The following is a 14336-nucleotide window of genomic DNA, read 5'->3' as shown; positions in this document are numbered from 1 at the left end:
CTTCGGTGTGAGCCGCCGACCTCAGCCCGCTCCCCGCCGTAGATCGGCATAGACCACCAACTGGACTGCGAGCGTGATCACCGCCGCCGTCTCGACGACGGCCACGGCGATCAGAAGCACCGTGTGCGGCCCCTGCACTCCGTACAGCACGAGCGCGGCGAGCGGACAGACACAGAAGGTAGTCAGGTCAACGGCCAGTTGGAGGCGTTTGCGCGTCACCCGGCGCTGGTCCTCGCGATGTGCCCATTCCCATCCGAAGACAGTCGCCTGCTGGCCGGCCGGCTCATTCACCTCGGCTATCGCCAGGAGACGGGGTGAGAGTTCCATACGGACATAGCGGCCGATGGCCGAGATCTTCTCGTCGTTGACGAGGTAGGTCCATCCCAGCAGGACGGAGACCGGTGGAAGGAGGAGAAGCAGCGCCGTCCGGCCGTCCGTCTGGAGAAGAGCGGCGATGACCGCGGCCACAGAGGCGAGCGTCGCGTAGAGGAGATTGTCCCGGAAACCTATCCTGGCCTGCTGCTCCGCCTTGATCCGCTCATACTCGGCCACCAGTAGGCCCCCCACCGTGACACCGTCCTGCGTGTTCGCCGTCATGATCCCCCTCGTTCGCGTTCCGTCCCCGGTGTGCATTCTTGGCACCCGATGCCCAGCGGAAACGTCCGGTGGGCGGGAGGCATCGCCGGCCAGGAAGCGCCGGCCGGACATCGGGTGAGTCCGATCGCCCCGATGCCCGCCCATAGGGTGCGTCGTCAGAAGACGAGTCGGGACCGTGGTGCGGGCGGACACCTGGCCGGCAGAGGAAGCCATGGGCTCGATTTCCGGGCGGGATGTCGGAATGCGGCCGAACTGCTGGGTAGATCATCAGCCTTTGGCGAGGTAGCCCATAAAACCCCCTACCCAATCACTCGTTCGGAGGATCTTCTGGATACTCCGGGGAGGGCGTCCAGAGCGCTGCTTCGCAGGTCACGTGATTCTCCGGGCTAAGGATCAGTGAGCTGGTGCATTTCCGTCCGGGCGACCAATCGGGAGGATGCAGCAAATGGCTCGGGTGGATGTAGCGGGATAATCGCGCCTCACCTGCGGGATCACCATCGCGCGAGTCACAGCGGGCTTTTGGTCCAGGGTTCCCGAGGCCATGCGGGCGGGAGGGAAGAGGAGGAAACGCATCCTCTCGACAAGGTCCTGGAAGGTGGTGAATTCTGTCGCCGATGTCAGGCCCATGAGGCAGAAGCCTCCCTCAAGTGATCCATAGGAGAAGGGGCGTTGAATGGACGCACTAGCCGTTCTGGGAGTTCCCGTTCTGACGGAAGGAGTGCGATTCCTCTGCGAGCAGGCCAAGGAGTTGTTGCTGAGGCGCCAGCGGACAGCAGCCGAAGGCGCGGTACCCGAGGCGGCCGAGCCGGAAGGGGAGCGTGTCGCGTTGCCCCCGGCGTTCAGTGGCTCGCTCGACACCACCTCGTACGACGAGCAGCGACTCATCCGCGCTGCCGACGGTCTGCTGGAGTTGCGCTCCCGGCTTGAGAACTACAGCGCGGGGCTCGTTCCCCTCGATCCCCGGAGTCCTGAACTGCTGGGGGACATCGATCGGCTCCGCCAGTTACTGGAGGCCGTCTACGGTCAGAGCATCACCTTCGCCGGGGAAGCCGGCCGCCCGGCATCAGGGGCGCGGCTACGGGCCGTCGTGGATGTCGAACGGGTCGTCGGCGAGGCGACGGGCACCGAGATCCGCCGTATGCGCGGTGGTGAGGTGTCGGCCGAGGTGAGGGCCGGACAAGTGGAAGCGGGTGGCAGGGTGGTCGGAGCCCGGATCGAGGACTTCGGCGAGTGACCGGCCCGGCCGCGCAGGCAGCAGCAGGCACCCACGACCGGACCGTCGGCGAGTTGCTTCAGTGGGATGTGGTCGAGCGACATCTCGCCGAGCCCTTCATCGAGCGGCCCTGGCTGGCTCGCCGGGTGGAACGGCACTTCGCCGACGCACAGACCCGATTCGTGTTTGTGGAGGGCGACGCCGGCCTGGGAAAGTCCACCCTCGCCGCCTGGCTGACCACACGTCACCGGGTATCGCCGCGCTACTTCATCCGCGCCGACAGCCTGATGCCGCACTCGGCGTTCAACGCGGTCGAACTCCTGATGTCCATCGGCTACCAGCTCACGGCCCTGCGCCCGGACCTGTTCGCGTCCGAAGAGCCCTACATCGAGGTGGTGATGGATGTCGGCACCGCCGGAGCCGGTAGCCAGGTAACCGGTGCACGGCTGAAACACCTGGCGGTGAACCCCTTCCGGCGGATGGCCCAGATGATCCGCGTTCGCCAGCGGGTGGACAGGCTGGAAGGTGAACTGACCGGGATCGAAGTGGAGCGCCTCACAGCCGATCCCCGGCTACTGGATCCCGCACACCTTCAGGAGCTCGCCCTCCTCACACCAGCCCGGAAACTGCGTCAGCTCGACCCACCCGCGCAGATCGTGCTGATCATCGATGCGCTGGACGAGGCCGACCAGCAACTCGCGTCCGGATACAGCGTGTCGGACTGGCTTGCCAACTGCCCCGCCCTACCGGACAACGTACGGGTGGTGGTCACCACCCGCCCCCATGACGGACTGCGTACCGTGCTGCGACGGCAGCATGGGCGAGCGCGGCACGAGATCCTGTTGGCGACCGACGCGGAAGCCGTACGGGATGTCTCCGCCTACGCCGACCAGGTGGCCCGCGACCAGGCACTCGTGGCAGCCGTCGCCCGGTGCGGTGTCGCGCTGGGGGACGCCGCGCGCTCCGCCGCCGTCCACGCGGCCGGGAACTTTCTCTACATCGTTTCATGGCACCGCGCGCTGTCGGTCTCGGTAGAAGACGGTCGGGCTGAAGACATCACGGCCCTCGCCGATCTCAGCGTCCTCCCCGCCGGCCATCTGGATCAGCTGTACGGGTTCCTGCTGGACCAGGCGCGCCGCCGCGCCGGCGCGACCGCGTGGCCCCTCATCCACCTGCGTCTGCTGGGCACCCTGGCGGTGGCACGGGAACCGCTCACCGAACGGCAGTTGTTCTCCTGGAGCGGCGTCGCCGACGACGGCACGGCCGGCGGGGCACTGCATGGACTACGGCAACTGCTCGCCGGAGGCGCGCGGCCTGGTACCCGTACGCTGTTCCACACCAGCATCGGCCGGTTTCTGCATTCCGCCCCGCAGACCGGTTCGTACTACGTTGACCCGGTGGAACAGCATCGCCGGATCGCCGATCAGCTCATAGCCGCCCATGGCCACGACTGGCTCGGCTGCCCTGACACCTACGCACTCGACCATGTGGCGGCTCATCTGATCGCCTCACTGACCTCCTCCGACACCGACCGGGCCGACCAACTCCAGTGCGCTGAATCCCTCACCCACCTCTTCGAGGACCAGGGGTACATCACCCGCAGGACGCAAGGCGCCACTCATCTGCTACTCGCCGACGCCCTCGCCGCGTCCCACGCCCTTGGACGGTTCCCGACCGGCTACCGAGACCGTCTGGCGCACGCCATCGCCGTCGAAGCCGTGACCGGGGAAGGCGGGGGCTCCGCCTCGCCGTTGCGGGCCGACGCACTGCACGCCACGCTCGCCTACCGGGACGACGCCGTATCCTTCTACGACGCCGTGCTCGCCCACGCCACCCGTGCCGATTTCGTCACCGCAGCACTGGTGGGGAGTGGTGACACAGATGCGGCGGCTGTCACAGGACCGGTCCTCGCCGCCTTCCTTGACCTCAGGGCCGGGCGGCTGCGCCGCGCGGGCGAGGTCGAACTCGCCGAAGAGCTGATGCGTGAGGCTGCCGCGGATGCGTCAGTCTCCCCGCGTACCCAAGCCCGGCGCCTCTACGACCAGGGCTACTCGGCCTTTCTCCGAGGGGCGCCAGCGGAAGCCCACATGGCCTTGTTGCGCAGTGCCGACGCCGCCCGTGAGGCAGATGACGAAGTGGGCCACTACGTCGCTCGGTTGATCGCCGACCAGATCGCGTACTACCAGGGACAGCTCGGCGCCCTCGACTACGAGCGGGAACTCCTCGACGGTCTGCGCGTCTTACAGGAGGCCGACCGTTCACCGGGGACGCTCGCCGAGCGCTGGCTGATGAACTGCCAGGCGCTTCTCTTCGATCTCGCGGTGCTCGAAGGCGATCGGCAAGCCGCCGAAGAGCTGTGGCCGGCACTCCGGGACGACGCCTGGGTCGACCGCGCCGTCGGCCCCCTCTACCGGACGCGCTGGCGCGCCCGGCTCGCCCTGCTGCGCGAGGAATGGGCGCGGGCGTGCACCGAGTACGAGACCCTGCTCGGTCCGAACGTACTGACCGAGAATCCGGTACGGGGCTCCGAAGGGATTGCCCGCGACCTTCTCGACTACGGCCTGGCCCTGCACGGGGCGGGCCGGCCCGAGGACGCCAGGCAGGCCTGGCACCAGGCATTGAGCAGTCCGGACACCACTGCTGCCTGGCCCTGGAAACCAAGGGCACGCGCTCTGCTCGGTGAGGACTGACGTCTTATGGAGGCGTGAAATGCCTGACCCTGGTGTGGGGGTCGAGGCGGGTCGTTCTGCCGGATCGGGCTTCGGTCCGGCGAGTGCCGGCACCTGGTAGGTGTCACACGTCGAGCCCAGGGAGGAATTCGACCTCGGTGCGGCCACCCGGGTCTCCTCGATTTGTGTCAGGGTCCCTATAAAGAACCGGTCAAGGATACCGCCTCAGTCAATTACTCCATGTGAACCTTGCGCTGAACTCGACTCAGTAAAAGGAACTAGGACTATGGTCCCGGTCGATTGGGGCGAGTTCCGCGCGCCCCATTGATATTCTTGGGGCCGAGTTCATTGGTGTATTCATCCCTCTGAGGATGCCAAGGGATTTCGCAAGCGTTTTTATACTGAATTCATCGCAACGCGGCGACCATTCGTGCTCTGCGTGGACGGTGAACAGCCAGTCCAGGAAGGGATGCCCCTCATGCCTTACGCTGATCACCCCGATGGTTCCGTGCACTACGAGGTGGAGGGAACCGGGCCCGGCCTAGCGCTGGTGCACGGGGTCGGCGGGAGCGCCGAAGGAGCCTTCGGCACCGTGGTCAAGGCCCTCGCCCGGGACCGTACCGTCGTCCGCCCCAATCTCAGCGGCAGCGGTGGGACAACGGACGGTGGCGGACCGCTGTCCCTCACCCAGCTCGCCGAACAGACCGTCAGCGCGATCGACGACGCGGTGGACGGGCCGGTGGACCTGCTCGGGTTCTCGCTCGGCGGCGCTGTCGCCGCGACGGTGGCAGCCAACCATCCCGGCCTGGTCAACAGGCTCATCCTGGTCGGCTCCTGGGCCTATCCGGACCCGCGTCACCGATTCTACTTCGAGACCTGGGCCAAGTTGCTGAGTGCCGATCTCGACCTGTTCAGGCGGTTCACCACCCTGACAGGGTTCAGCCCCACCGCGGTCAACGGCTGGGGCCACGAAGGCCTGGCCGCCTCACTCGACAACCACGCCTGGCCCGAACCCGGCATCTCCCGGCAGATCGAGGTGGCTCTTGGGATCGATATCCGCGGACTCCTGCCGAGTATCACCGCACCAACCGCGGTCATTGGCTTTTCGCAGGACGAAATGATTCCCGTCGAGGGCTCCCAGCAGTTGCACGCCGGTATTCCCGGCAGCACTCTCACCGAGATCGAAGGACAGGGCCACATGGACTGGATCGGCGATCCGGACCAGATGATCGCACTGATCCGGGGCATTCTCAGCTGATCGGGAGCCGTGCGGGTACGTCGGCCGCCAGGAGCCAATCATGGCTGGGCCAGCCAAGCGGAGGCTGGCACCCGTTCCGGCGGACACGGTCATGGGACCCGGAGGCTCCCCTGTTGCGCCACCAGAAGGCGGGGGCCACCCTCAAAAGCACGGTCGGTGTCATCTCCGAGCCGCTGCGGGACCGGAAGAACCGGGTCGGTCCCCACACCGCCGATGTCTTCAGCAACCTCACTCCGCCGTTACCCGCCGCGGTGAGTGCGAGCCACGCCGTCGTGCGCGACGACAACGGCTGACCCGTCCTCGCCACACACGCCAGGTGGCGGCTCCTTCACCCCCCACCCCGAGGAGGGGAGGAGCCGGCAGGCAGTCGGGCCACTCGGGGATCCTCGGACACCAAGGAGCGACAACCCATGGCGCTGCGACAACCCCCCTACTTCGGTCTGGACCTCAACACCCCCCTCCCTCATTCGGCGGAGCTGATCGAGCGGCTGAGGATGGCCGACGAGTCGGGGTACGACCTCTTCTCCGTCATGGACCACCCCTATGCGGGCGACCGGCACGAGGCGTACGCGACACTCGGCTACGCGTTGGGGCACACGCGGCGGATCAGCGGGTATGTGGGGGTCACCAATCTGCCCCTGCGGCCCGCCCCCGTCCTGGCCCGGACCGTGGCGGCCCTCTCCTCGCTCTCCGGTGGGCGGCTCGTCCTCGGCCTCGGCTCCGGCGGGATCTGGGACCGCATCACACAGTTCGGCGTGACACGGATGAGCCCCGGGGACGCGGTGGGCGCGTTCGAGGAAGCCATCACCCTCATCGGGAAGCTCACCGGGGGCGGTGATGAGCCAGTCACCTTCGACGGCCGCTTCTACCAGGTCACCCAGGCCGCGCCCGCGCCCGTGCCCGTACCGAAGATCTGGACCGGGGCGAACGGCCCCCGAGCACTGGCGATCACCGGACGCCTCACCGACGGATGGATCCCGAGTTTCGGTGCCGACTGGCTCTCCGAGCGGTACCGCACCTCCCGCCCGCTAGTCGACCGCGCCGCGCAGGAGGCCGGCCGTGACCCATCCGAGGTGATCTCCTACTTCAACTTCGGCGGCATGCTCACCGATGACGACCTGCCCGCCACCCGGGACGCCGAGGGGCGCTGGCTGGGCGGCTCCACCCGCCAGTGGACCGAAGAACTGGTCGGCGCCGTCCTGGAACACGGAGCGGGCGGCTTCAACACCCATCTGACCAACTCCGCCGGGCAGGCCGACCTCGCCACCGCACAACGATTCGCCGAGCAGATCATCCCCGCGGTCCGAGCCGCCGTCGCGGCACACTGACCCGACAAACCGCCCGTGTGCTGCCCGACCCCGGAAGGCGTATCCGCCTGGGCCGCAGCCCCCCGCGGCCTGGATGCCGTGGCCGGCCGAAACCCGGTCGGCCACGCCGTGGCGGTGCCTGCCCGCCGCGGCCGGCCCGGCGCAAGCGAACGACAGGCCACACCCCGGTTGCCGAAAGCGGCCACCCACTGAGCGCGGTCGGGGCGGGCCTGCTGCCCGCCGGCAGAAGGGGCGTCCGCCATACTTCTCCCGCGGGTCCGTGTCAGGGTCAGACCGTGCTGATCGGGGGAAGGCGACCATGGGTAGCGGTACACTGATGGCCGGGGAATTCGCGCAGTACCTACGCGAGTTGCGGATCTGCGCCGGGCTCAGCCAGGAAGAGCTCGCCCATGCCTCAGGGGTGAGCGTGCGCGCACTGGCGGACCTGGAGCGCGGGCGGACCCGCGGTCCCCAGCGACGAACCGTGCAGGCACTGACCGAGGCCCTGGGGCTGGACCCCGTCGCCGCCCAGAAGCTGGAGCAGACCGCGCGCCTCGGGCGCCCCCGGCCCCGGCAGACAACTGCCCGAAGCCCCCACAACACGCTGGCCCTGCCGCGTGATCTCGGGGATTTCACCGCGCGCGGCCCGGCCCTGGCCCAGCTGCTGGCCCTGGCGGAGCGCCCTGACGGAGCCCATCCGCCCGTCACCGTCGTCTCCGGACAGCCGGGCCTGGGAAAGACGTCCTTCGCCGTCCACGCAGCGCACCGACTGGCGCCGCACTTTCCCGATGGCCAGTTCGCTCTGGACCTCCACGGCATGGACCCGCAGCCGGTCACCGTGCGCGACGCACTGGCCCGACTACTGCGGGGGCTGGGGGTCGCCGAGAGCGCCATCCCGGCCGCGACCGACGACCGATCAGGGCTGCTGCGATCGGTGGTCGCCGACCGCCGCCTGCTGCTCCTGCTCGACAACGCGGCAGACGAAGCGCAGGTCCGTCCGCTGCTCCCCGCCACCGGCGACTCATTGACCATCATCACCAGCCGCCGCACCCTGGCCGGCTTCGAATCCGTCCACCGCACCGATCTGTCCCTGCTGCGACGTGAGGAGGCGGTTGAACTCCTCACCCGCATCGTCGGTGTTCCACGTGTCCAACAGGAAGCCCAAGCCGCTCGCGACCTCGTCGATCTGTGTGGGCATCTGCCACTGGCCGTCCGGATCGCCGGACAGCGCCTGGCCAGCAGGCCGAACGAAAGCCTGGGCAGACTGGTCGCCCAACTCGGCGACGAGGGTAGACGGTTGGATACCCTACAAGCCGGAGACCTCCAGGTTCGGGCTGCCTTCGCGCTGTCGTACCAGCATCTGGACCCGGCAGCTCGGACCCTCTTCCGCCGAGCGTCCCTCGCCGTCGGCCCCGACTTCAGCTCCGACACCGCCGCCCTCCTGTCCGACCTACCACCGCACCGAGCGGTCCGGTACGCGGAGGAACTGACCGACGCCGGTCTCCTGTACCCCGACCCCACCGCTGAGCGCTACCGCTTTCATGACCTGATCAAGTCCTTCGCCATCGAACGGGCAGCCGAAGAGGACGGTCCCGCTGTGTGCGAGGCGGCCCAAGACCGGGCCGCTCAGTGGATACTGCGCAGGGCGACCGCGGCTGCCCTGCGGTTCGACGCCGAGTACTACCAGAATGCGTCCGATGCCGATCCGGACCCCACCGGCGGGCCCGCCGACCTCCCGGCGGCGAGGACCTGGCTGGAGGCCGAGCGGGCCCAGTGGCTCGCCGCCCTGCGCCACGCTCAGACCACCGGACGTCATCAGCAGGTGATCGACGCGGCAGAGGCCATGCACTGGTTCTCTGACCTTACCCAGCACTGGGAGGTGTGGGCGGAGGTGTTTCAGACTGCCGTCGACGCGGCCCGTGCCCTGGGAAGCAGGAAGGACGAGGCGGTCCATCTCAACTACCTGGCGTGGGCCTACAACCTGTGTCTGCACGATCCCCATGCCGGGTTGGCGTCCGCGGACGCCGCTCTGGCGGTGGCACGCGAGATCGGCGACTCCCTTCAGGAGGGCTGGTCCCTCGGTTACGGAGCCGGTGCGCTCCATCGGCTCGGCAGGGTCGACGAGTCCTTCGACCGATTCTGGGAGGCAGCGGCGTGCTTGGGGGCACAGACCTCCGCCCAGGCCCGTCTCGGAGAACTGTCCGTTCTCAATACGCTCGGGAACAATCTCCGCGGGGCCGGCCGCCCCGAGGAGGCGCTGCTCATCCACCGGCGCAGCGAGGCGATCTGTCGCGCCGGGATGCCGGGCCAGTCCGCCGAACTGATCGCGTTGTACCACGCCAACGCCCAACAGCAGATGGGCAACGACCTCGCGGCGTTGAGCCGTTGGGCGGAGGCGGAGGGGCTGCTCCGGCGGGCGCTGGCCCATTTCGAGGTCGCGCAGGCCCCGTCATGGGGCGCGTCCGCCCAGCTCGACCTCGGGCTGGTGCTCCTGGCGCAGGGGCGTCAGGAGGCCCGGCAGATCCTGCTCGCCGCGCGGGACGCTCTCGGTGCGCTGAACGACCTCCGGCTTGCGGAGGCCACCGCCGCGCTACGCGAACTCGATCAGCTCACCACCCCTTGCTGACACACCGCTCCTGGGACCGCGAGCAGCGTGAGGCGCATCGCACGATGGGGCGTGGCCGCAAGTGGGTGTGGGGCCGGTAGCCGGTACGCGCGCTGCTGCCCACACCCAGCAGGGCCGGGTTGCCCGTTCCCCCCAGGCGCCCTGACTCCCACCCGGATGTTCGCGATGACCTGCCGGTACACGGTGGCGTGGCGAAGGGTGGACTGATCGGCCACCGCGTGGACGGGGCGGCCCGGAGCCGTCACGCTGAAGGGCAGCGCCAAGATGGGTTCGAGGACTCCGCGCAGGGCGGGGCTGTAGCCGCGCCATGGCATCCCGCGGTCGAGCTCACCATGAGACCACGTACTCCAGGGTTGCGGCGGGGGTCCCAGTGGCCTCCGTGGCATCGTCGGTCCAGTAGGCGATCGTGTAGGTCTTTCCGGACTCCATGCCGTCGTCGCCCGCCGGGATCGCCGCCGCGCCGAAGGACTTGCAGCGGTTCTCCTGGTTCGGGCACACCCAGTCCCAGTCGACGCGGCCGGACTTCGTCAGATTTCCCCGCTGGTAGATCCCGATCCAGTCCTTCCGCGTGGAGGGATTTCGACCCGCGGGGGCGAGGTAGGTCACGATCAGGCCCGTGTCCTTGCCCTGGGCAATGCCCTTCTCGGCGATGTGCGCCGTGGTCCACACCGCCGCCAGCAGGAAGTACTCGGAGCCCGGTACTGCGGCGGCTGCTCCGCCGCGCGGTCCTATGGCCTCCGCTTCCTTGTACCGCTGTTCCCCTCCCTGTCCCTGTTCCTGTCCCTGTCCCTGTTGCTTCTGCGGGATCAGCACCTGAATGCCCAGAACGAGAGCGGCGAGGAAGATGGCCGTAAGGACGGCAGGCAGGGTCTTGCTCCACTTTCCGGTCTGGCGTCGCAACAGCTGCACGATGGCTTCTTCCTTTGGGCGGGAAGGGACCCCGCCGCATGTTCGACGTTCTCTGTACGACACCGGCGGACGGTGAGGAGACATCAGATCGGCCCGTCGGAGACGGCTGTTCCGGGTGGGCGTGTACGGCGAGTCCTTGCTGCGCCGACCAGCAAACGAGAGGAACGGCCGCCGAGATCTGGGGAGCGGTTGTGCGTGGATGAGGCGACAGGCGCCCCGTGCGAAGGGATCGGCCACGGCCTCTGCCTCCGATCTGCGGGGTGGGCTCTGACCCGGGCGGTCCCCGCGCACGTCATCCTTCCGAGGTGGGTGGAAGGATGACGTGCGCTCCATGCGGTACCTGGATGTGCTGCACCCCCATGCGGCGAACCACTGCTGAGTCCGTCCCTGAAACACGCCGGGAGAGAAGCGGACCTCAATGGCGTCCAAGTACTGCCCGGCCCGTTCCCGCACCGAACAGCTCTGATTCAATCGCGAGTGCTCCTGGCCGACCAGGCGATCTCACCGGCAGAACTAGCCATCGCCGTACTTCTGCCGGTCACATGGAGCTCATGTCCCGCTGGCTTCCCCCGGTTCGAGCCAGGCGCCGTTGACCCTCTGCGGGATACGTGGATACGCGAGCCGGTGAGGGGCAACCGGGTACCAGCGGTCCCCTTTCCGGGGCGCCGAACCATGCCCATCTGCTCCGAAGGTGCGGAGCAGGGTCTCCGCACCAGGCCGGCCTCCCATCAGTCCGGGCCGAGCTCTTGATCCTTCGGCAGGTGCGAAGTGAGCAGGGTTGAGTCAACCCGCCCTCTGGCCGCAACAGCGCTCCTGAGAGCGAGTCGTCGTCAACGCACATCGCCCGGTCGGTTCCCGCGGCGGGCTACGGTCATCGGACCGTGAGTCACCGTCGCCGGGGGAGTTCCCCGCCTGGGATGGCCCAGCCGGCGTCAAGGCCGATGTTGTGCTGGAACGCTGCGACTATCCCCTGTGGTCGGCGGGATGGGATTGATCCAAGCGACGAGCCTGCCCGTTCGGTCGTCGCCTTCCGCCAAGTACCATGAAAGTGGAGTCACGTTGGGTCTCTCCGGCGCGGGTCCCATCGGCCCTCGTCTCATCTTGTGCCGGGAACCTCCCGGCTTCGACGTAGCCGCCCGAGGGGCAATGAATCGTTTCCGGCACCACGGAACCCGCTTCTACATCGGCTATCTGCTGGTCGCGATGGCGACCTGCCCGATCCCCTTGCCGACGGTGCCCGCCCTCGTCTACAGCTATGTGAACTCCCTCGCGAGCATCGTGGGCGTGGTGCTGATCCATCTGCACCGTCGGGGGAATCTGTGTGAGACCTGCATCGCCGAACTGCCACTCAACCCGCAGGAGCGGGCGGAGTCTCCACGGGTGCGATCGTCGCTGCGCGTCGGACACCTCCTGTTCGACTCACCGATCGTCACAGCGGTCGGCCTCACGAGCTTGGCGGTGATGATGATCGGGGCGATGCTCACAACGGGTCTGCTGCGGGTCGTGCTCCAGGAAGGCGTGTTGGTGCTGCTCCTCCTGTCCACTGTCCAGGAGTACAGCCATAGCAAGTACGGCCCCTGGTGTCCCTGGTGCGATGATGACGAGGGCGACGACGAACACAGGGACCAGCCCGCCCCGGCCAGCCCCCAGCTTGCGTAACCTCCGTGCGGGTGGGACGCGGCCCTGATGGCGGCGCGTCATGGGCCGCCGGAGGCCGGGGTGGTGCGCCCACGCGGCCAGGTTCCCGGCAGGTGGCCGACGGCACTTCGCCGCCGACCACCTGGGGTCTACTACGCTGCGAAACCGCCGTCCACAGCGATGGTGGCTCCGGTGATGTACCGGCCGCTCTCACCCGCGAGGTGGGCCACGGTCGCGGCGACGTCCGACGGCTGCCCGTAGTGACCGAGCGCGGTGAGGCCCTTCTGCATATCGGCGGCCGGCCCCTCGGCGGGGTTCATCTCTGTCTCCGTCGGCCCAGGATGGACCAGATTGGCTGTGATACCCCTCGGGCCCAGCTCACGGGCGAGCGCTCTGGTCAGCCCGGTCAGTGCGGTCTTGCTCGTCGAGTAGAGGGAACCTCCGGGAAACGCGACCCGTTCGGCCATGCAACTCCCGATGTTGATGATCCTGCCACCCGCCACCATGTGCTGGACCGCCGCCTGGGCCACGACCAGCGGTGCCCGCACATTGATGTTGAGTACGCGGTCGATGTCCTCCAGCGACAGGTCCTCGACGGGACCGAACACACCGATCCCCGCGTTGTTGACCACTATGTCGAGGCGCCCGAACTCCGCAGCGGCCTGGCCCACGGCTGCGCGTACCGCCACCGGGTCCGCACTGTCAGCCTGTACGGCCCAGGCCCGGCGGCCCAGTGCCTTGATCCGATCGACCACATCCGCCGCGCGCACGGGGCTGTTGCGGTAGGTCAGCGCGACGTCGGCCCCGTCCTCGGCCAACCTGAGAGCCACCGCCTCGCCAATGCCGCGGCTTCCACCCGTCACGAATGCCACCTTGCCGTCTAGCCCTGCAGTCATCTTCGCCGCTCTCCTTGTCGCGTTCGTGGACAGATCGATGCTGTCGCGTCGCCAGCGAGGAATCTGGCAACAATCCGACGTCGCGTTGGGGTCGCGAAGGGGACGGACACCGCGACCTGACGCACCCATGCCTCGGCAGAGCGGACACCTCCACCTGCTGCTGACTCCACACTCCTGCCACGACCCCAAGGATCCAGCCCCACACCGGCGGTGATGGGTCTCCGGTTCGCGGCGAACGAATCCAACCGCTCTGTCGCGCTGAGGGTCCTCCGCGTTGACCATGACGGTGAGCAAAGCCGACCACAAGAGCACGAACCAGCCGTCGCGCCGGCCAAGCCCGGCCATGAATCAAGCAGGGACGCCGGTTCGACGAGAGATCGCCCGGTCCTCCACACCGCACCACGGGTGGCTGACTTGCCCGCGAGCACGATGCGGGCGAAAGACCGCACGACGCAGGGGCACATCTCGCTGCGGCGCTCCAACGACCGAGTCGGCAGGGGCTTGGAGGACCTGAGGTGGCTGACGGGCGCACGACCACTCAACGGCTGGGCCCCGCGGTCAGACACGGTGGGCAGGTGCCCGGGACGAGTTGAGAGGGGAAGGGAAGGAAGCCGACTGCCCTCGGGTTCTTCCCTCAGTGGGCAAATGCGGGGACTACGACGGGTGGACCTTCCGGTCCGCCAGGCCAGAGCCAGAGAGTGCCGGGCGGTGAGGTGCCGTTCAGACAGGAGAGAAGCGGCTCCTTGCGTCGGCGGGACGGATGCGCGGCCAAGCGGGCCATCGCATCGGCGATCGGGACCCAGGCGGCTTCCAGCACCAGCTCATCGGGGTCCAGCGGGCCCAGCGTCCCGGTCGGCCCCTCCGCGCGGAAGGTGAAAACGCTCCAGGTGCCGTCCCAGCCGGGATCGCCGGTGACTACGTGCTGGGAGACACAGGCCAGACTTGTCGGTCCAGCCAGGAACAGCCCGGTCTCCTCATGGACCTCCCTGACGAGGGCCTGGTGCACGAGTTCCCCCGGCTCGGCCACACCGCCGGGGAGAACCCACTGTTCCGGCTCTCCCGGGAGACGCTCGCGAACCATCAGCAAGCAGCCGTCCTGCTCAACTATGGCTGAGACAATGGTTCCTGACCTTCTCGGCACCACGACGCTTCTCTCCCAACGACACCAGCCTCGGCATGGGGCTCCTCATCCTGGACGACGATACCGACAGCGCGCCCGTGCC

General features: G+C 68.2%; 11 protein-coding genes. 7 read left to right on the top strand and 4 right to left on the bottom strand.

Features of this window, described 5'->3' with window-relative positions; translation table 11 throughout:
* Nucleotides 1–21: 21 nt before the first annotated feature.
* On the bottom strand, nucleotides 22–597 hold the full coding sequence (locus NBG84_RS19855) for a hypothetical protein (protein ID WP_250920866.1): 576 nt from the start codon (nucleotides 595–597) through the stop codon (nucleotides 22–24).
* Between the two features lie 673 nt (nucleotides 598–1270).
* On the opposite strand from NBG84_RS19855, the gene NBG84_RS19850 reads away from it, so the two are divergent.
* The 6 genes from NBG84_RS19850 (at nucleotide 1271) to NBG84_RS19825 (ending at nucleotide 9670) form a co-directional block, all read left to right on the top strand.
* Nucleotides 1271–1831, top strand: a complete 561-nt coding sequence (locus NBG84_RS19850; protein ID WP_250920865.1) for a hypothetical protein — start codon at nucleotides 1271–1273, stop codon at nucleotides 1829–1831.
* The gene (locus tag NBG84_RS19845; RefSeq protein WP_250920864.1) at nucleotides 1828–4500 is read left to right on the top strand and encodes a hypothetical protein; all 2673 of its coding nucleotides are present in this window, start codon (nucleotides 1828–1830) and stop codon (nucleotides 4498–4500) included. Before NBG84_RS19850 ends, NBG84_RS19845 begins: the two co-directional genes overlap by 4 nt.
* 457 nt (nucleotides 4501–4957) lie before the next feature.
* Entirely contained in the window at nucleotides 4958–5737 is a 780-nt protein-coding gene (locus tag NBG84_RS19840; RefSeq protein WP_250920863.1) for an alpha/beta fold hydrolase, read from the top strand.
* 113 nt (nucleotides 5738–5850) lie between these two features.
* On the top strand, nucleotides 5851–6030 hold the full coding sequence (locus NBG84_RS19835) for a hypothetical protein (protein ID WP_250920862.1): 180 nt from the start codon (nucleotides 5851–5853) through the stop codon (nucleotides 6028–6030).
* 117 nt (nucleotides 6031–6147) lie between these two features.
* Nucleotides 6148–7065 (top strand): LLM class flavin-dependent oxidoreductase, encoded by a 918-nt coding sequence (locus NBG84_RS19830; protein WP_250920861.1) that lies wholly within the window; start codon nucleotides 6148–6150, stop codon nucleotides 7063–7065.
* Between the two features lie 298 nt (nucleotides 7066–7363).
* A complete protein-coding gene (locus NBG84_RS19825) occupies nucleotides 7364–9670 on the top strand; it encodes a helix-turn-helix domain-containing protein (protein WP_250920860.1) in 2307 nt (768 codons plus the stop codon).
* A gap of 327 nt (nucleotides 9671–9997) precedes the next feature.
* Here NBG84_RS19825 and NBG84_RS19820 read toward each other — a convergent pair whose 3' ends face one another.
* Entirely contained in the window at nucleotides 9998–10579 is a 582-nt protein-coding gene (locus NBG84_RS19820) for a hypothetical protein (RefSeq protein ID WP_250920859.1), read from the bottom strand.
* A 1146-nt stretch (nucleotides 10580–11725) separates the two neighbouring features.
* Between NBG84_RS19820 and NBG84_RS19815 the strand changes: the two genes are divergently transcribed.
* Nucleotides 11726–12238 carry a hypothetical protein gene (locus NBG84_RS19815; RefSeq protein WP_250920858.1) on the top strand — a complete coding sequence of 171 codons (513 nt, stop codon included), beginning with the start codon at nucleotides 11726–11728 and terminating at the stop codon, nucleotides 12236–12238.
* A gap of 131 nt (nucleotides 12239–12369) precedes the next feature.
* Here NBG84_RS19815 and NBG84_RS19810 read toward each other — a convergent pair whose 3' ends face one another.
* Together NBG84_RS19810 and NBG84_RS19805 are read right to left on the bottom strand one after the other, a co-directional pair.
* The gene (locus NBG84_RS19810) at nucleotides 12370–13113 is read right to left on the bottom strand and encodes an SDR family NAD(P)-dependent oxidoreductase (protein ID WP_250920857.1); all 744 of its coding nucleotides are present in this window, start codon (nucleotides 13111–13113) and stop codon (nucleotides 12370–12372) included.
* Nucleotides 13114–13747: 634 nt separating this feature from the next.
* The gene (locus NBG84_RS19805; RefSeq protein WP_308312088.1) at nucleotides 13748–14254 is read right to left on the bottom strand and encodes an NUDIX hydrolase; all 507 of its coding nucleotides are present in this window, start codon (nucleotides 14252–14254) and stop codon (nucleotides 13748–13750) included.
* Nucleotides 14255–14336 lie beyond the last annotated feature (82 nt).

It is taken from the genome of Streptomyces albipurpureus, from assembly GCF_023701525.1.
Taxonomy (GTDB): Bacteria; Actinomycetota; Actinomycetes; order Streptomycetales; family Streptomycetaceae; genus Streptomyces; species Streptomyces albipurpureus.
This window is presented reverse-complemented; position numbering and strand designations above follow the sequence as displayed.